At 68.2% G+C, this 17752-nt stretch carries 22 protein-coding genes; 9 read left to right on the top strand and 13 right to left on the bottom strand.

Translation table 11 applies throughout. The annotated features are described in order from the left end of the window. From VLF18_RS12210 to VLF18_RS12190, 5 genes are all read left to right on the top strand, one after another. Positions 1-617: hypothetical protein (locus VLF18_RS12210; protein ID WP_325279901.1), on the top strand; the 617-nt coding region annotated here is incomplete at its 5' end. 98 nt (positions 618-715) lie between these two features. Beyond that, positions 716-916 carry a sulfur carrier protein ThiS gene (thiS, locus tag VLF18_RS12205; RefSeq protein ID WP_325279900.1) on the top strand — a complete coding sequence of 67 codons (201 nt, stop codon included), beginning with the start codon at positions 716-718 and terminating at the stop codon, positions 914-916. 115 nt (positions 917-1031) lie between these two features. Then, complete coding sequence (locus VLF18_RS12200; protein WP_325279899.1) at positions 1032-1823, top strand: thiazole synthase; 792 nt, start codon at positions 1032-1034, stop codon at positions 1821-1823. Further along, the gene (gene trmB / locus VLF18_RS12195; RefSeq protein ID WP_325279898.1) at positions 1823-2533 is read left to right on the top strand and encodes a tRNA (guanosine(46)-N7)-methyltransferase TrmB; all 711 of its coding nucleotides are present in this window, start codon (positions 1823-1825) and stop codon (positions 2531-2533) included. Before VLF18_RS12200 ends, trmB begins: the two co-directional genes overlap by 1 nt. Before the next feature lie 25 nt (positions 2534-2558). Beyond that, positions 2559-4406 (top strand): SLC13 family permease, encoded by a 1848-nt coding sequence (locus VLF18_RS12190; protein ID WP_325279897.1) that lies wholly within the window; start codon positions 2559-2561, stop codon positions 4404-4406. A gap of 131 nt (positions 4407-4537) precedes the next feature. Here VLF18_RS12190 and VLF18_RS12185 read toward each other — a convergent pair whose 3' ends face one another. Further along, on the bottom strand, positions 4538-4882 hold the full coding sequence (locus tag VLF18_RS12185) for a Rieske (2Fe-2S) protein (protein WP_325279896.1): 345 nt from the start codon (positions 4880-4882) through the stop codon (positions 4538-4540). A gap of 65 nt (positions 4883-4947) precedes the next feature. Here VLF18_RS12185 and VLF18_RS12180 point away from each other — a divergent pair, with 65 nt between their 5' ends. Then, positions 4948-5238, top strand: coding sequence for a hypothetical protein (locus tag VLF18_RS12180; protein ID WP_325279895.1), 291 nt, complete (start codon positions 4948-4950; stop codon positions 5236-5238). Between the two features lie 6 nt (positions 5239-5244). On the opposite strand, the gene rimI is transcribed toward VLF18_RS12180, so the two are convergent. From rimI to pssA, 9 genes are read right to left on the bottom strand one after another with little or no spacing between them, the layout of a single operon-like run. After that, the gene (rimI, locus tag VLF18_RS12175) at positions 5245-5703 is read right to left on the bottom strand and encodes a ribosomal protein S18-alanine N-acetyltransferase (protein WP_325279894.1); all 459 of its coding nucleotides are present in this window, start codon (positions 5701-5703) and stop codon (positions 5245-5247) included. A gap of 17 nt (positions 5704-5720) precedes the next feature. Further along, a complete protein-coding gene (locus tag VLF18_RS12170; RefSeq protein ID WP_325279893.1) occupies positions 5721-6200 on the bottom strand; it encodes a hypothetical protein in 480 nt (159 codons plus the stop codon). Further along, positions 6197-6802: an ABC-type transport auxiliary lipoprotein family protein gene (locus VLF18_RS12165; protein ID WP_325279892.1), complete on the bottom strand. Its 606-nt coding sequence runs from the start codon at positions 6800-6802 to the stop codon at positions 6197-6199. The genes VLF18_RS12170 and VLF18_RS12165 overlap by 4 nt, the downstream gene beginning before the upstream one ends. Next, the gene (locus VLF18_RS12160) at positions 6799-7725 is read right to left on the bottom strand and encodes an MlaD family protein (RefSeq protein ID WP_325279891.1); all 927 of its coding nucleotides are present in this window, start codon (positions 7723-7725) and stop codon (positions 6799-6801) included. The genes VLF18_RS12165 and VLF18_RS12160 overlap by 4 nt, the downstream gene beginning before the upstream one ends. A gap of 13 nt (positions 7726-7738) precedes the next feature. Beyond that, a complete protein-coding gene (locus VLF18_RS12155; RefSeq protein WP_325279890.1) occupies positions 7739-8545 on the bottom strand; it encodes an ABC transporter ATP-binding protein in 807 nt (268 codons plus the stop codon). Continuing rightward, positions 8542-9342 (bottom strand): ABC transporter permease, encoded by an 801-nt coding sequence (locus VLF18_RS12150; RefSeq protein WP_325279889.1) that lies wholly within the window; start codon positions 9340-9342, stop codon positions 8542-8544. Before VLF18_RS12150 ends, VLF18_RS12155 begins: the two co-directional genes overlap by 4 nt. Beyond that, positions 9339-9668: an STAS domain-containing protein gene (locus VLF18_RS12145; RefSeq protein WP_325279888.1), complete on the bottom strand. Its 330-nt coding sequence runs from the start codon at positions 9666-9668 to the stop codon at positions 9339-9341. Before VLF18_RS12145 ends, VLF18_RS12150 begins: the two co-directional genes overlap by 4 nt. Next, entirely contained in the window at positions 9665-11356 is a 1692-nt protein-coding gene (locus VLF18_RS12140) for an ATP-binding SpoIIE family protein phosphatase (RefSeq protein ID WP_325279887.1), read from the bottom strand. The genes VLF18_RS12145 and VLF18_RS12140 overlap by 4 nt, the downstream gene beginning before the upstream one ends. After that, complete coding sequence (pssA, locus tag VLF18_RS12135; RefSeq protein ID WP_325279886.1) at positions 11353-12156, bottom strand: CDP-diacylglycerol--serine O-phosphatidyltransferase; 804 nt, start codon at positions 12154-12156, stop codon at positions 11353-11355. Before pssA ends, VLF18_RS12140 begins: the two co-directional genes overlap by 4 nt. A 244-nt stretch (positions 12157-12400) precedes the next feature. Between pssA and VLF18_RS12130 the strand changes: the two genes are divergently transcribed. Next, positions 12401-12832 (top strand): DUF4124 domain-containing protein, encoded by a 432-nt coding sequence (locus VLF18_RS12130; RefSeq protein WP_325279885.1) that lies wholly within the window; start codon positions 12401-12403, stop codon positions 12830-12832. Between the two features lie 7 nt (positions 12833-12839). Beyond that, entirely contained in the window at positions 12840-13166 is a 327-nt protein-coding gene (locus VLF18_RS12125; RefSeq protein WP_325279884.1) for a DUF4124 domain-containing protein, read from the top strand. Positions 13167-13208: 42 nt separating this feature from the next. On the opposite strand, the gene VLF18_RS12120 is transcribed toward VLF18_RS12125, so the two are convergent. Both VLF18_RS12120 and VLF18_RS12115 read right to left on the bottom strand, forming a co-directional pair. Beyond that, positions 13209-14909 (bottom strand): proline--tRNA ligase, encoded by a 1701-nt coding sequence (locus VLF18_RS12120; protein WP_325279883.1) that lies wholly within the window; start codon positions 14907-14909, stop codon positions 13209-13211. A 109-nt stretch (positions 14910-15018) separates the two neighbouring features. Beyond that, complete coding sequence (locus tag VLF18_RS12115) at positions 15019-15882, bottom strand: hypothetical protein (protein WP_325279882.1); 864 nt, start codon at positions 15880-15882, stop codon at positions 15019-15021. Between the two features lie 262 nt (positions 15883-16144). Between VLF18_RS12115 and VLF18_RS12110 the strand changes: the two genes are divergently transcribed. After that, entirely contained in the window at positions 16145-16459 is a 315-nt protein-coding gene (locus VLF18_RS12110) for an H-NS histone family protein (protein ID WP_325279881.1), read from the top strand. Between the two features lie 6 nt (positions 16460-16465). On the opposite strand, the gene VLF18_RS12105 is transcribed toward VLF18_RS12110, so the two are convergent. Then, positions 16466-17704, bottom strand: coding sequence for a threonine/serine ThrE exporter family protein (locus VLF18_RS12105; protein WP_325279880.1), 1239 nt, complete (start codon positions 17702-17704; stop codon positions 16466-16468). Positions 17705-17752: the final 48 nt, after the last annotated feature.

Raw genomic sequence — 17752 nt, 5'->3', positions numbered from 1 at the left:
GTGTACGCCCGGCCGATCGCGGCGAGCCGGCGCCGCGCGACGATGCGCAGGGCCGCGGCCGCGGTGCCGAACGCATCGAGCGTCCGGAAACGCCGGCACAGCGCAACGAGGCTCCGACCCGCATGCGTCGCGACGAGCCGCAGGTGCAACGGGAAGACGCCCGCCCCGCGCCGCGCGACGACGCGCCGGCGCGCCGGCGCCGCGACGAGCAGCCGCAGTTCCAGCGCCAGGAAGCGCCGGTGCAGCGTCAGGAAGCGCGTCCGGTCCAGCGCGAGGACGCTCCCGTGCGTATGCGCCGCGAACCCGCGCCGGAGGCCCGCGAGCAGCCACGTTTCGAGCGTCAGGAACAACCTCGCGTCGAGCGTCAGGAACAGCCGCGCATCGAACGGCAGGAGCAGCCGCGTGTCGAACGACAGGAACAGCCACGCTTCGAGCGCCGCGAACAGCCGGCGCCACGCCAGGAAATGCCGCGCGAGCAGCCGGTACAGCGTGCGCCGCCACCCCCGCCGCAGCAGGCCCCGCCGCAGGAACGCCGTCGGGACGACGGCGACGGCGGTGGCAAGCGAGGTCGCGACGAGGACGGCGGTGGCGACAACGAACGCCGTCGCCGCGAGTGATCGCGGGGGCTGAGCGAATTGAAAGGGGCGGACTTCGGTCCGCCCCTTTTTTCGTCGCCGCCTTCTCGGCGCGCAATGCGATACGCGACAATCGACCGATGAATATCCTGCTCAACGGCACTCCTTACGAATGCGCCGACGGCGCAACGCTCGCCGATCTGCTGGCCGACAACGGCTATGCGGGCCGGCGCGTCGCCGTCGAAATCAATCGCGACATCGTCCCGCGCAGCGCGCATGCGACGACCGCACTGAAACCGGACGACCGGGTCGAGATCGTTCATGCGATGGGCGGCGGCTGAGGCCGCCGGACAGCGGCCGGAGGAACTTCGCCGACCGCGTCTGAGCCCTCGTCATTTCCCTGCGGTCGGGCTGCGCTTGCTACCATCCCGCCCTTCCCCGCTGACCTGCGCTCCCATGACTGCGACGCCTTCGGATTCCTTCGTGATCGCCGGCAAGACGTATCGTTCCCGCCTCCTGACGGGCACGGGCAAGTTCAAGGATCTGGAAGAGACCCGGCTCGCGACCGAAGCCGCCGGCGCGGAAATCGTCACGGTCGCGATCCGCCGCAGCAACATCGGCCAGGATCCGGCGCAACCGAACCTGCTCGATGTGCTGCCGCCGTCACGCTACACGATCCTGCCGAACACGGCCGGCTGCTATACCGCCGAGGACGCCGTTCGCACGTGCCGCCTCGCGCGCGAACTGCTCGATGGCCACACGCTCGTCAAGCTCGAAGTGCTCGGCGACCAGCGCACGCTGTTTCCCGATGTCGTGCAGACGCTCAAGGCCGCGGAGACCCTCGTCGCCGAGGGCTTCGAGGTCATGGTCTACACCTCGGACGACCCGATCCTCGCCAAGCGACTCGAGGAAATCGGCTGTGTCGCGGTGATGCCGCTGGCCGCCCCGATCGGCTCGGGACTCGGCATCCAGAACCGCTGGAACTTGCTCGAAATTGTAGAAAACGCAAAAGTTCCCATCCTCGTCGACGCCGGCGTCGGCACGGCCTCGGATGCGGCGGTGGCGATGGAACTCGGCTGCGACGGCGTGCTGATGAACACCGCGATTGCCGGCGCGAAGAATCCGGTGCTCATGGCCAGCGCGATGCGCAAGGCGATCGAGGCGGGCCGCGAGGCGTTCCTGGCCGGCCGCATTCCGCGCAAGCGCTTCGCCTCGGCGTCGAGCCCGATCGACGGAACCATAGCCTGATGCGCGAAGGCGAGCACGATCGCGACGGCGCAGGGCGGCCGCAGCGCCGGATCCGCAGCTTCGTCCTGCGCCAGGGCCGCATCACCGACGCGCAGCAGCGCGCGTTCGAGGCGCACTGGTCGCGGTTCGGCCTCGACTACGCCGGCGAGCCGCGCGACCTCGCCGCCGTGTTCGGCAACGATGGCCCCGTGTCGCTCGAGATCGGCTTCGGTAACGGCGAGCAGCTCGTCTGGGGCGCGCAGCAGGAACCCGGGCGCAACTTCGTCGGCATCGAAGTGCATAGACCCGGCGTCGGCCGCGTGCTGAACGCGCTCGCCGCGGCCGCCGCGGACAACGTGCGCGTCTATCACCACGACGCCGTCGAGGTGCTGCAGCACGAACTGGCGCCCGCAAGCCTCGACCAGGTGCGCATCTACTTCCCCGATCCCTGGCACAAGAAGAAGCACAACAAGCGCCGGCTCGTGCAGACGCCGCTGCTTGCACTGCTCGCTTCTCGCGTGCGCACGGGCGGTCTCTTGCATATGGCGACCGACTGGGCGGACTATGCCGAACAGATGCTCGTCGTCACCGATGCCGATGCATCCTGGCGCAACTGCGCCGGAGCGGGGAATTATTCGGAACGGCCGCACTGGCGCACGCACACGCATTTCGAGCAGCGCGGCCTCAGGCTGGGGCACGGCGTCTGGGATCTCGTCTACCAGCGCGTCTGACCGCAAAGGACGTCGAACCGGCGACATGGACTACGGACTGACCCTGACCACCGACATGATGCTCGTGTTCGGGCTGGTCGCCTTCACCGTGCTCATGCTGGTGCTGGAGTGGATCCGGGCCGACGTGGTCGCCCTGCTCGTCATCGTCTGCATTGGCGTGACCGGCCTGCTGCCGGTCGAGCAGCTGTTCGACGGCTTCGCCGGCAATGCGGTGATCTCCCTGATCGCGGTGATGATCATGGGAGCCGGGCTCGATCGCACCGGCGTGCTGACCAAGGCCGCGAGCCTGATCCTGCGCGTCTCCAACGGCGTGGAATCGCGCCTGTCGGTCGCGATCAACGTGATGGCCGGCGCACTGACGTCGATCATGCAGAGCCAGGCGCTCGCGGCGCTGCTGCTGCCGGTCGCCTCGCGCGTGTCGGCGCGCACCGGCGTTCCGCTGAAGCGCCTGCTGCTGCCGATGGGCTGCATGATCCTCGCCGGCACCAACGTGACGATGATCTCGAACTCGCCGCTGATCCTGCTCAACGACCTCATCGTCAGCGCGAATCGCAACCTGCCGCCGGGCGCAGACACGATCGCACCGTTCAGCCTGTTCGCGATCGCGCCGATCGGGCTGCCGCTGCTGCTGGTCGGCCTCGTCTACTTTTTCTTCTTCACGCGCAAGCTGCTGCCCGACGAGGAGTCCAAGCAGAAGGTCACGCCGGGCCGCACGGAAACCTATTTCGCTGAGACCTACGGCATCGACGGCGAAGTCATGGAGCTGACCGTGACAGCCGAAAGTCCGCTCGTGGGCATGAGCGTCGGCGAAGTCGAGCAGATGCGCGGCGCGCCGCTGATCCTTGCGATGAAGAACGGCAACGAGTCGCGCCTCGCCCCGCCGGCGGACCAGATGATCTGGGTCGGCACCGTGCTCGGCGTGCTCGGCCATCGCGACCGCGTCAACGATTTCGCGCAGAACCAGCTGCTGCGCGTGCAGGCGCGTCTGCGCCAGTTCGGCGACATGTTCAACCCGGGTCGCGCCGGCATTTCCGAAGCCGTGATCCCGCCGACCTCGCGCTATGTCAAGCGCGTGCTGGGCGATCTGCGCATGCGCAAGCATCACGGCATCAGCGTGCTCGCGATCTACCGCGGCGAGCAGGTGTTCCGCGAAGACGTGCGCAAAGTTGCGCTGCGCGCCGGCGACACGCTCGTCATGCACAGTTCGTGGCGCGATCTCGCGCATGCGGCGGAAGACCGCGACTTCGTCGTCGTGACCGATATTCCGAAAGAAGAGGCGCGTCCGGCCAAGCTCTGGCACGCGTTGACGTTCTTCGGCCTCGCCATGCTGCTCGGCCTGTTCACGAGCATGAAGCTGTCGGTCGCGATGCTGACCGGCGCCGTCGGGATGCTGCTCGCCGGCGTGCTGACGATGGACGAGGCCTATGCGTCGATCAACTGGAAGACGATCTTCACGCTGGCCTGTCTGATTCCGCTGGGCTGGGCCATGGACACGACCGGCGCGGCAGCCTGGGTCGCTCAGGAAGTGCTGATCTACCTCGGCGCCTGGCCGCAATGGGCGCTGCAGGCCGTGATCGCGGTGCTCGCGCTGTTCTTCGCGCAGGTGATCTCCAACGTCGGTGCGACCGTGATGATGGTGCCGATGGCCATCAACATCGCGCTGGCCTCGAGCGGCAACCCGGCCGTCTATGCGCTGATCGTCGCGATATCGACGTCGAACACCTTCGTCATCGCGAACGCGAATCCCGTGTTGACGATCGTTGGCGGTCCGGGCGGCTACCGCCGCCGCGACTTCTGGCGCGTCGGCCTGCCGCTGACGGTGCTGCTGCTGATCACCTTGCTCGTGTCGGTGAACTGGCTGTTCTTGCGGTGACCCGGAACCGGCAGGGCGCAACAAGCGAAGCGCATTGCGCCGTCATCTGGCACGGCGAAAAAAACGCGAGCCGTGAGGCGAAGACCTCTCGGAATCGCGCGAATGGCGCAATCCCCTTTGGTTATTGCGCCCTACGGCAACACCACCACGCCGCCCGCAACCCGCAACGGCACCGGCGCGAGGCCGTTCCGGCACGGACCGCCGAGCACGGCGCCGGTCGGGATGTCGAAGGTCGCGCCGTGAGCGGCGCAGATGACGGTGCCGTCCTTGATCAGGAACTTGCCGGGCGCCCAGTCGAGCCGCCGTCCCGCGTGCGGGCATTCGTTGTGATACGCGAAAACCTGGTCGCCGCGGCGCAGCAGGATCAGGCTGAATCCGCCGGTACTGCTGTCGATGTCGACGGCGCGCGCGCCGCCGTCGGGAATCTCGTCGAGGCGGCACAGCGCCTTGCCGGCATCGGCACTGACTTCAAGCACTTGAGTTGCTACCGGAAAACCCCACACTGGGCTTTCGCATCATGCCACACGGAGTCGAGGTGCCCATGGCCGCTGTCCTGTTCCGTCTGCCGCGTACGCGCCACCCGCTGCTGCGGGCGTTGTCGACGCTGCTGGGCCTCCTCGTCATCGGCGTCACGCTCGTGTTCGGCTTCTTCCTCGTGCTCGGCCTCGCCGCGATCGGCGCAGCCGTCTGGGCGGCGCGCCAGTTCGCCAAGCGGCCGGACGCGACCGGCGCGGACCCGTCGCCGCGCGCGCAGGCCGATCGCCCGGCACCGGCCGGCGTCATCGAAGGCGAATTCGTCGTCGTGCGCGAGCCGGTTTCGCCGCCGCGCTGAGCGGCGTCAGCCGACGTCCGGCGCGAGCAGTTCCAGCGCCATCACGATCGCATCCTCGCGTCCGCGCGCGGCCGGGTAATAGTTCGGACGCCGGCCGATCTCGTTGAAACCCAGCGAGTGGTAGAGCTGGATCGCGCGCGGATTGCTCGGCCGCACTTCGAGGAAGATCCGTTCGGCGCTGTGCCAGCGCGCCAGATCCATGAGCCGGCGCATCAGCCGGCGGCCGTGGCCTTCGCCTTGTGCGTCGGGCGACACGCAGACATTGAGTACGTGCGCCTCGCCAGCGGCAACCGACAGAATCCCATAGCCGATGATGATGCCGTCGCGCACGAGCACCCAGCAGTTGTAGCCGGCGCGCAGGCAGTCGCGGAAGATGCCCTCGCTCCACGGAAATTCGTAGGCGCGCGCTTCGAGTGCCGCGACGTCGGGCACTTCTTCCAGACGCAGCGGACGCATGTCCGGCATGCCGGATTTCAGCATCGCTACCACGACTGCCCCCGCAGATGCCGGCGCAGCGGCCGCAGCGCCTGCCACAGCAGCCGCTTCGCGAGCGCGTTGCCGCGCCATTCTTCCGGCGCCGCCGTGACGATGATCGTCGCCGCCTGCTGCGCCGCCGTCGGCAGCTGCGCACCGAGCACGCGCGCGAGCGGCTGGCCGAGCACGAGGAACGCGGCGGCATTCTGATCGAGGTCGGGCAGCCGGCCGTCGCGCGGCGCCTGCCAGTGCAGCGCGTTTTCCGGGACGCCGAGCGCGGCCGCCAGCAGCTTCGCACTCGCCCCCGCCGCGGATTCGCAGATCACGGCGATGCGCACGCCGCTCGCGTCGCCCGCCGCAACCGCATCGCCTTCCGGCAGGGCCGCCGCCGGAGGTGCCGGCGTACCGCGCGAACGCAGCCGGTACGCGACGACGCCCATCGCGTCGAGCTGGCGCAGCCGGTGCGGCGACAGTGCGAGCGCGCTCATGCGGCCACCTTCGCGCCGAGGCTCGCGAGCCGCGCGACGAACGCGGCATAAATCTGATCCAGCGCCTGGCCGTAGGCGACGATCGTCGCGGGAATCTCCGCGTCGGCCGCGGCGATACGCGAGGCATAGACCTCCTCGGCGAGCAGCGTGCCCGCCTGTTCGACGCGCATCTGCAGCGCCACGTCGACATGCCACACGCCGGCATCCTCGACGCGCTCGAAGCGCTGGATCACCGCACTGACACGCACCGCGTTCGCGCTCGCCGGCAGGCGGTCACTGACCTGCGGTGCGGCGTCGATGCCGCGCAGCACACGGATCAGCCGCCGCTGCAGCATGCGCGCGAGCGGATCGCTCCACTGGCGATAGTGATACGTGCGCAGCGCATGTCCATCCTTGTCGAGCGCGTAGATCAGCGACTGGTCGGCGTAGATGCCGTCGGCGCTGAAGATCGCGACGTCGAGCGGCACGGCGAACCGTGCCGTGTGCGCGGGCGGCAGCACCGGATCGGGCAACCGGTACCAGGTCACTTCGGGTACGGGCACCGACTCGCAACCGCCGAGACCCAGCAGCAGCGCCATCAGCACGGCCTTCGCCGCGTTCATCGTTCGGACTCCTCCGGCGCATCGTTCTTCGGTGCCAGCAGCAAACGATTCGGATTCTTGCGGATCTCGCGGCTGAATTCATCCACGTTGCGGCTCGCACTGTCGAGGTGGTGCACGATCGTGTCGATGCGGCCCGACAAGGTCGCGAGCACGGCGCGCAGGTCGGTGACGGCCGCATCGACGCCGGGCTTGTTGTCTCGCGTCATTGCGGCGATATCCTTGAGTGCGCTGTCGAGATTGATCCTGCTCGCCTCGAGGTCGCGGCTCAGCGCGCGCACGTCGCCGAGGATCGCGCTGACCGCCTCGCGGTTGGCGGGCTTGAGCAGGTCGTTCACCGAATCGGAGGCTTCGGTCAGCCGCACGAGCAGTTCGCGCGCCTGGTTCAGCACTTCGGGCGTGCTCTTGTCGAGCGAGCCGGTGATGGAATCCACGCGCTGCGACAGGTTGCGCACGAGCGGCGTGATCTGGTCGCGCGTCAACGTCGTGACTTCGGCCGCGAGTTCGTTCATCGCGCCGAAGATGTCGGTGCTCTCCTCGCCCTTGATCTTCGCACCGACCGGCAGCGGCGTCTTCTTCATGCCTTCGCGGATCGCGACCGTGACGTCGGCGAGCAGCCCGCTCGACTGCAGCCGCGCAACCGAGTCCTCGGGGATCGGCCAGTCGGCGCGCAGGCTCAGCGCGATGCGATAGCGCGTGCCGTCGTCGCCGCGCTCGGGCACGACGCCGTCGACCTGGCCGATGCGGTAGCCCTGGTAGAACACCGGCGCGCCGGGCCGCAACCCGGTCACGTTGCGATAGTAGGTGTGATAGTCCGCCTCGCCGCCGCGCTTGCCGGTGATCAGGTACAGCGTAAACAGCAGCAGCGCGAGGGCCACGAGCACGACGCCGCCGACCAGGGTGTAATTGACGTGGTCGCGTTTCACGCGGCAATCCGTTTCATGCTTCTTCCTCGGTGAGTCGGCGCAGATAGGCGTCCGCATCGACGACGACTTCGCGCGGCCGTCGGTTCAGCAGATCCTGGATGCGTTCGTTGTCGGAGCGGCGCACCGCGTCGACCGTGTCGGTCATCAGCACACGCCCTTCGTCGAGCACGGTAATCGTATCGGCGATCTTGAACGCGCTCTCGAGTTCGTGCGTGACGACGACGATGGTCATGCGCAGCGCATCGCGCAACCGCAGGATCAGTTCGTCGAGCTCGGCCGAGACGACCGGATCGAGTCCGGCGGAAGGTTCGTCGAAGAACAGCAGCTGTGGATCCATCACGATCGCGCGGGCCAGCGCGGCACGCTTGACCATGCCGCCGGACAGCTGGCTCGGCATCAGATCGTGGAAGCCGCCGAGATTGACGACTTCGAGCTTCATGCGGCTCATGATGCGGATCTGGTTTTCGCTGAGGTCCGCATGATGTTCGCGCAGCGGCAGCGCGACGTTTTCGCCGACCGTCAGCGAGGTCAGCAGCGCACCGCCCTGGAACGACACGCCGAGGCGCCGGCGCACCTTCTGCAGCTCGCGAGGCCCGGCCCTGGCGATGTCGACGCCGAATACGCGAATGCAGCCGCGCGTGGGCTGATGCAGGCCGAGCAGATGCCGCAGCAGCGTGCTCTTGCCCGAGCCCGAACCGCCCATGATCACGCGGATCTCGCCGGCATCGACGCGAAAATCGATGTCGTGCAGGATGCGGCGCTTGCCGTACCACGCTTCGAGCCCCTGCACCTCGATCAATGGCGAGCCGGCGTCGTTCATCGGTTGAGGAAGTACGAAAAGATCATGTCGGCGATGATGATGTAGCAGATCGACAGCACGACGGCGCGCGTCGTCGCGCGGCCGACGCCTTCGGCGCCACCGGTCACGCTGAAGCCCGTGCTGCAGCCGATCAGAGTGATGAGCACGGCGAACACCGCGCTCTTGCCGATGCCCTGCCACAGGTCTCCCGGCGAGAGCAGCGACAGCGTCTGCATCACGTAGGCCTGCGGCGTCACGTTGAGCGCCGGCGCGCTGTACAGCGCGGCGCCGAGGATCGCGACGGCGTCGGCGAAGATGGTCAGCACCGGCAGCATGATCAGCATCGCGATCAGCGCGGGCGCGACGAGGTAGCGCACCGGCTCGATGCCGATGACGGCGAGCGCGTCGACTTCCTGCGACACCGTCATCGAACCGATCCGCGCGGCGAGCGCCGAGCCCGAGCGCCCGGCGACGAGGATCGCCGTGATCAGTGCGCCGAATTCGCGCGTGACGGACTTGGCCACGGCGACGATGACCTGCGACTGCGCGCCGAATTCCTTCAGCGCGGCAATGAACTGGATGCCGAGCATGATGCCGATCGTGAAAGACAGCAGGCAGACGATCGGCAGCGCGTCGGCGCCGACGCGCCGCATCTCCGCGACGATCGCGGAAAGCCGCACGGGCTGCCCGCGGCGCCAGCCCCAGAACGTGAACCAGAGACTTTCCGCGAGCAGCATGCCCGCATAGCCGAAGCCCGCGACCGACTGCACGGTCGCGCGTCCGAGCGCCGCCAGAGGCTGGCCCGGCGTGGCGCTCAACCCGCCTCCGCGACGCCGGCGAGATCCGGCACGAGCGTGAACACGCGGTCGAGCCGCGCGAGTTCGAGCACGGCGAACACCGGCTTGCTCGTCGCGACGAGCACGAAGCGCCGGCCGCTGTCGCGCGCGGTCTGCAGGCCCTCGACGAGCGCCGCGATGCCCGAGGAATCGATGTAGCTGACCTCGCCGAGATCGACACCGACCGAATCGGTGTCGAGCGCCGCGAGAATCGCGTCGCGCACGCGGCCCGACCAGGACAGGTCGACCTCGCCCGCGAGCTTGATGAGCGTCAGACTGCCGTGCCGCTCGGTCACGATGTCGTTCATGCCGTTTCCTCCGCCGCCGGGCAGCGCTTCCACATCCGCAACACGTTGCCGACGCCGCCAGCGCGCGGCTGCAGCCGCCAGCCATCCATCAGCGCGTCGATGAAATTGACGCCGAGCCCTCCGGCCCGGCATTCGGCGAGATCGCGCGGCGTGACGCGCTCCGGGTCGACACCCGGCGCATCGTCGCGCAACTCGAATTCCAGCACGTCCCCGTCACGATGCAGGGATAGCACGATGTCGCCGCTGCCGCCCGCATACGCGTGACGGATGATATTGCAGCAGGCCTCGTCGACGGCGAGTACGAGCCGGTCGCGCAGATCGGCGGGCACGCCGGCCCGGTCGAGCGCCAGGCGCAGGTCGGCGCGCATCGCGCGCAGGCGCTCGGCCTCGGCCGGAAACGCCTGCCTCAGCAGCAGCACGGCGGCGCGTGCGCGCGTTTCCTCGAGCAGCAGCAGCGTCGTGTCGTCGACGAGCCGCAGCTGGCGCAGTTCGGAAATCATCGCGCGCAGCCGCACCTCGGGCGACGCATCGGCGTAATGCTCGATCAGCGCACGCACGCCGTCCTGGCCGAGCCGGCCCTCGCCCTTGCGCACGTCGGTCACGCCGTCGGAAAAGAAATACAGCGCGCCGTCGCCGAGCCGCAGCCGCGTCTCGTGGAAGTCCTGGCCGACGACGATGCCGAGCGGCGGTCCGTCCGAGCGGTACTCGGCGAATGTGCCGGCCTGATAGAACAGCGCCGGCGGAAACCCCGCGCCGGCCATCACCACATCGCCGGTCGCGCGCGTGTAATAGCCGACCACGGCGCAGACGAACCGGCCGCCGTGCGTGGTCTGGCAGAGCTCCTCGTTCGCGCGGCGCAGCCATTCGCCCGGAGCGAGGCCGTCCTTGCCGGCCCAGCGCAGCAGGCTCGCCGCGCGCGTCATCAGCAGCGCCGCGTCGAGCCCCTTGCCGGCGACGTCGCCGACGACGAAGCCGATGCGCCCGTCCGGCAGGTCGAAATAGTCGTAGAAGTCGCCGGAAATCTCGTGCGCCGGCAGGTTCACCGCGAGCAGCGGAAAGCCGGCGCGCCGGCGCTTGGGCAGCAGCAGTTTCTGCAGCCGGCGCGCGAGATCGAATTCGCGCTTGAGCCGCTGCTGTTCGACGAGGTCGTTGGCGAGCCGCGCGTTGCTGATCGCCATCGCGGTCGGCGCCGCGAGCAGGCGCAGGATGCCCGCATCGGTCGCGTCGAACGGTTCGCCGCTGCGCTTGTTGATGAGTTCCAGCACGCCGATCGTGCCTTTCGCGGTCGTCAGCGGCACGCAGACGAGGCTGCGCGTGACGAAGCCGGTCTGCTCGTCGACGCGCTTGTAGACGCGCGGATCGCTGCTCGCGTCGGCGACGATGATGACGGCCTTGTCGGTCAGCGAGTGCCCGACGATGCCTTGGTCGCGGCGCAGGCGCAGGCCGCGCAGGTCGATCGGCCCGATGCAGAGCTTGCATTCGAGCTCGGCGGTTTCTTCGTCGAGCAGGAACAGCGACGCTGCTTCGGCTTCCATGTAGTCGGCGATGCGCTGCAGCGCGAACGGCAGCGTGCGCCGCAGATCGAGCGACACGGCCAGCGCCTCGGACAGTTCCGCCAGCAGCGCGAACGCACGGGCGTCGTCGCCGGTAGCGGCGCGAACGAGCAGGCCGGCCGTCGTCGCGCTCACGGCGGCGGCGGTTCCGGACGCGGCGGCTGCTCGCGCTGACCGCGCCGGCGGCGCAGGCCCAGCAGCGTGAACAACGGGCCCGACGCGACATAGAGCGCCGCGATCGAGAACAGCACGAGCGGCGGATCGATGTAGAGCGCGACGAAAATCAGCACGACCGTCGGAATCACGACGAAGGGTACGCGGTCCGACAGCGGCCAGGCCTTGAAGCTGAAATAGCGCACGCGGCTGACCATGAGCAGCCCGGCCGCGATTGCGAGGCCCGGCGCGACGCGCTGCACGAGTTCGTCGGAGCCCGCAAAACCGTTCGCGCTCATCATCCAGACGAAGGACATCACGAGTCCCGCGGCGGCAGGGCTGGCCAGTCCCTGGAAATAGCGTTTGTCGACGACGCCGACCTGCGTGTTGAAGCGCGCAAGGCGCAGCGCGGCGCAGGCGGCATAGATGAACGCCGCGGCGAAGCCGACCTTGCCCCAGAACGGGCCGAGCTGCTGCAGCGTCGACAGGCTCCACGCATACAGCACGAGTGCCGGCGCCACGCCGAAGCTGACCATGTCCGACAGCGAGTCGTACTGCACGCCGAACTCGCTCTGGGTATTCGTGAGGCGCGCGACGCGGCCGTCGAGACCGTCGAGGAGGCCCGCGACGAACACGGCCATCGCCGCATCCTCGGGCCGGCCGGCCAGCGCGACGACGATGGCGTAGAACCCGGCGAACATCGCGCCGGTCGTCAGCAGATTCGGAAGCAGATAGATGCCGCGGTGCGGCGGCTTGCGGCGCGGACTTTCGCTGGATTCCATGCCCAGGTCTCATTCGGGATTGCGAAAGCTTGCGGGATCGCCGCGCTGCCGCCAAGTCCTGGCGCCGCGGAATGCTGCGCCGCGTCGTACGCCGTCGATTGGCAGCGCCGCCAACGATTTGCGGAAATTTTCTGTAGCGCCGCACAGTACCGCGGCGCAAGCGCTTGTATCGTGTGGGTAACAGTGCTATCCAATACGGCACGATCGACCCGCGCGGCCTCGCCGCGCGACCACGGAGCACCCTATGAAAGCCATCCAAGTCGCCTTCGGCCTGCTCGCAGCAGTTGCCGCGACTGCCGGCCATTCCGCAGACAAAGTATATAAGTGGAAGGACGCCAACGGCATCGTCCATTTCTCGGATGCGCCGCCGCCGAAGGGAACCGAATTCGACAACGTCAGGATCGTCAACCAGAGCGCGGCGATCACGCAGACCGAAGCCGCCGCGGCACCCGCCGCCGCCGATCCGAATGCGGCGAACAAGCCCGCCCAGCCCGACAACAGCTCGGCCGCACGCTGCGCGAACGCGCAGAAGCGCGTCGAACTGCTGGCGAGCTCGCTGCAGCTGCAGGTCCAGCGCGACGGCAAGACCGTCGACATGACCCCTGAGGAACGCTCGGCCGAACTGAACATCGCGCGGGCGACGGTCGACTCGCTCTGCCCGAAGGCGCAGCAGTAGTCCGGCAATGGGGCGCGTGATCGGATGGTCGCTCGCCCTGCTCGCGGCCGCCGCGGCGGCCTGGTGGTATTTCGCACCCGAAACCTTGCCGACCGCGCTGCGTCATGCGGCCCCGGTCTCGCCGAACATGCAGACGACCGCGCCGACGCTCTACAAGTGGCGCGACGCGAGCGGCCGTCTCAACGTGACCGACGTGCCGCCGAAAGACCGGGCCTACGAAACGGTCCGCTACGACCCGAACACGAACGTCGTTCCGGCCTATCGTCGTCCGGGCACGCCCGATGACGCGGCCAACCGGCCGATACCGCCCGATCCTGCGAAAAAACAGCCTTAGTTGCCGCAACGCGGACGCCTCGGCGTCCGCGTTGCGGGCGGCTCAGTTTTCGAACAGCGCCAGCACTTCGTCGCGGCTGAGCTGACGGTTTTCGGTATCCCGGCGCGCGCGATATTCGAACGTGCCGGCGGCCACGCCGCGCTCGCTGACGACGACGCGATGCGGGATGCCGATGAGTTCCATGTCGGCGAACATGCCGCCCGGACGCAGCCCGCGATCGTCGAGCACGACCTCGACGCCGCGCGCCTGGAGCTCCGCATACAGCGCGTCGGCCGTCGCAGTCACCGTCGCGTCATTTCTCGGATTGAGCAGGCAGACGGCCGCGCGCCACGGCGCCATCGGCTCGGGCCAGACGATGCCGTTGGCGTCGAAGTTCTGCTCGATCGCCGCCGCGACGATGCGGCTGACGCCGATGCCGTAGCAGCCCATGGTCATCGGCCGGCTCTTGCCGTCCTGATCGACGACCGTGGCCTTCAGCGCTTCGGCGTACTTCGTGCCGAGCTGGAACACGTGACCGACCTCGATGCCGCGGCCGATGCGAATCTGGCCCTTGCCGTCGGGCGACCGATCGCCGTCGACGACCTTGCGCAGGTCTTCCACGCGCGTGATGCGCGCGTCGCGCTCCCAGTTCGCGCCGCGGTAGTGCGTGCCGTCGGCGTTGCCGCCGCAGACGAAGTCGGCCAGCACCGCGGCGCTGCGATCGACGATGACGGGAATCGACTCGGGCAGTCCGGCCGGGCCGATGAAGCCGGGCTTGCAGCCCAGCGCCTTGACGATCTCGGCTTCGTCGGCGAGCACCGATTCGCCGGGCAGTTCGGCGAGCTTGGACGCCTTGACCTCGTTGATCTCGTGATCGCCGCGCACGCAGAGCGCGACGAGTCCGTCGGTGCCGCGCACGAGTATCGTCTTGACGCAGTTCTGCGGCGTGACGCCGAGGAATGCGGAAACATCGTCGATGGTCTTCTGCGTCGGCGTGTCGACGCGTTCCAGCGTCGCGGCCGGCGCCGGACGTGCCTGCGCCGGTGCGAGCGCCTCGGCCATCTCGACGTTCGCCGCGTAGTCGGAGGCATCGCTGAACGCGATCGCGTCCTCGCCGGATTCGGCGAGCACGTGGAATTCATGCGTGACGCTGCCGCCGATCGCGCCGGCATCGGCCTGCACGGCGCGGAACCGCAGGCCCAGCCGCGTGAAGATGCGGCCGTAAGTCTCGTACATGTTCCAGTATTCGCGCTCCAGGCATTCGCTGCTCAGATGGAACGAATACGCGTCCTTCATGAGGAATTCGCGCGCGCGCATCACACCGAAGCGCGGCCGGATCTCGTCGCGGAACTTGGTCTGGATCTGATAGAAATTCAGCGGCAGCTGCTTGTAGCTGTGGAGTTCCGCGCGCGCAAAGTCGGTGACGACTTCCTCGTGCGTCGGACCGAAGCAGTACTCGGCTTCCTTGCGGTCCTTGAGCTTCAGCAGCTGGCCGCCGAAGCGCTCCCAACGGCCGGTTTCTTCCCAGAGCTCGCGCGGCTGCACGGCCGGCATCAGCACTTCGATCGCGCCGGCGCGGTTCATTTCCTCGCGGACGACGGCCTCGACCTTGCGCAGCACGCGCAGGCCGAGCGGGGACCAGGTATAGAGGCCGGCCGCGAGCTTGCGGATCATGCCGGCGCGCAGCATCAGCTTGTGGCTGACGATTTCGGCGTCGGCGGGGACTTCCTTGACGGTGGCGAGATGAAACTTGCTCAGGCGCATGGCGACGGACGGAGGCGGAAAAGTCCGTGATTCTATGCGCTTCGGGCCTGGCGTGGTGACTCGGCGAGCGGCCCGGCACGTGCGGTGCCGGGCCGCGGGCGCCTGCGGATCACTTGTCTTTCTTGACGAGCCCGCGCAGCTTGTCGAACAGCGAACCCGACTTGACCTGGTCGACGACCTTCGTGAGCTTGCCGGCGAGCCCCTGCTGGCGCTCCATCTCGGCCAGTTCGTCGCGCTGGCGCTGCGCCATCTGCGACTCCCAGCGGCGCTTCATCTCTTCCTGCTGGACCTTGGTCCGCAGCTGCTTGCGGTAGTCGTCGGGCAGCGCTTCGCGGAACAGGTTGTTCGGCTCGCGCGCGATGTAGCGGCCGATCTCGTCGTACAGCGCCTCGTTGAACTGCTCGGCCGTGACGGTCTTGGTCTGCTGTCCGCCGATCTGGTCGAAATTGTTGAACTGCATGCGCACGACGCCGGAATCCGCATCGGCGGCGAAGAGCGCGGCGAGCGCGATGCGTCCCCGCGCCCGGACCGAGGCGGCGAGCACCTCGCCGTTGGCGTCCTTCTTCGTGATCGTCACGCCGCCGATATGGAAACGCTGGAACGTGCCGGCGACGGTCTTGACCTTGGTCGTGCCGAGGACTTCGACGACCGGGCATTCGTCCGTGACGATCGGGCACGGGAACGAGACGCGGATTTCCTTGGAAGCGGGCTGGCTCTGGATCTTCAGGTCGTATTCGTGCTCGACCTGCAGCACGAGGTCGCCGTAGCCGGCGATCGCGTAGCGAAACGATTTTTTGGGCTTGATGAAGCTCAGGTTCTGGGTGAGCTTGGAGAGGTATTCGTAGAGCGCCGTCATGCCCGGTTCGAGCTGCGTGCGATAGGCGGCCTCGCGCTCCTGTTTCGCGCGATCCTGGTCGTCGGCGCCCGCCTTGCGCCGCTGCGCTTCCTGTTCGAGATCGTCCAGCAGACCCACTGCTCACCCCTGAGACGTAAAGAATCCAGCCCCACCCTTCCCGCGACAACGCCCATAGTATCCCGGACCGGCCATTTAGGGCAGCGGGTATGCCGTGCCATGGGGTCCGCGCCAAGCGTCGGGCGCGGCTCGCATATTTTGCGCTACTAATCCGTTTTGGCACAAAATCGCGTTTCAGGGACCCACATACGACGAACGCGTCCTCTCCTGCCGTCCGGAGAGCGGGCGCGTTCGTCCCGACGAGACCGGCACAAGGATCGCCATGGCCATCGACCTGGATTCTCTGACCTCCCAGCAGCTGGCGGACCTGATCGCGCAGGCGAACCAGCGCCAGCAGGAAATGCAGCGCGAGCACGCCGCCGAAGTCCGCGCGCGCCTCGTCGCGATCGCGCGCAAGGAAGGCTTCACCATCGAAGAACTGTTCGGCCAGTTTCCGGCGCGCAAGCGCACGGTGAAGCCGAAATACCGCAATCCTCTGGCGCCGGGCGAGACCTGGAGCGGCCGCGGCAAGCAGCCGCGCTGGTTCAGCGCGGCGCTGTCGACCGGCCTGCTCGAAGAAGACCTGCTGATCCGCTGATCCGGTTCAGAGACTGCGCCGCGGCGGCACGAGCAGATCGCCGAACAGCAGTCCCGCCACCAGCGACACCAGGATCGTGATCAGCGAGAACGCCGTGTCCACGCCGAGGAACACATCGCGCTCGAACACGAACGACAGGCTCTTGAAGCCGACGCTGCCCGGCACGAGCAGAATGATGCCGGGCTCGCGGATCACGGCACCCGGACGCTGGTACCAGGTCGCGTAGAGATTGCTGACCGCGCCGACGCCGAGCCCGGCAATGAACACGCCGAATTCCGGACCGAACTGCGCACCGCCGAGCCGCGTCAGCGCATAGCCGAACATGACCGATCCGACCACGATGAAGCCGTCGCGCGGTGCGCTGCGAAACAGCACGGCGAACGACAGCGCCCCCGCGCCGAGCCCCAGCCATTCGACCCAGAGCGGCACGGCCGGCAGCACTTCGCTCGGCGGCACCACGCCGATCACGCGGCAGAGCTGGGTCGCGGCGACGGCACCGAACGTCAGCTTCAGCAACGTGGCGGTCGCGCCGGCCATGCGCGCGACGCCCGACACGAGATGCTGGCTCGACAGCTCGCGCACCGCGGTCGTCAGCGTCATGCCCGGCAGCAGCACGATGAGGCTCGCGAGCACGACCGCGTTGAGCGTCAGCGGCGCGACGTAGGCGCTGAACAGCGTCGCGATCGTCGTCACCAGCAGCGCCGACACGGCCTCGAAGCTGTTCGACAGCCGCGGCCGCCGCTCGGCGCCGAGCGCGAGCAGGCCGATCAGCCAGCCCAGCAGCGCGACGACGAGCAGGTCCATCCACGACGCGCGCAGCAACGTCGCGACGCTGGCCGAGGCCGTGCCGAAACTCAGCACGGTCAGCCAGCGCGTGCGCCGGCTCGGTGGGCGGCCGAGTTCCAGCAACTGGCGGTAGCCGGCCTGCAGATCGAGGCTGCCGTCGATGACGCGGTCGGCGATCTCGTCGACGGTGCAGAGCCGGCGCAGATTGACCTGGCCGGGCGCGAGCCGGATCACCTGCGTGATGTCCGCGACCGCGTCGAGTTCGCGGCTCTGTTCGGCGAAGGACAGCACGATCGACGTCGGCGTCGACAGCACGTCGCAGACGAGCCCCAGCCGCGCGCTGACCTTGCCGATCGCCTCTTCCAGACGCGGCGCCGCCGTGCCGTATTCGTGCAGGCGCCGCGCGAGCGCGATGACGAAGCCGACGCGATCCTTCAGCGACGCGGTTCGGTCGTTCATGCGGCGGCTCGGCGATAATCGACCGCTTGGTCGTAGAGGAAGGCGGGA

Source organism: Tahibacter sp., assembly GCF_035481375.1.
In the GTDB taxonomy this organism is placed as follows: domain Bacteria; phylum Pseudomonadota; class Gammaproteobacteria; order Xanthomonadales; family Rhodanobacteraceae; genus Tahibacter.
Note: the sequence above shows the minus strand (reverse complement) of the source record. Positions and strands in the feature narration are given on the sequence as shown.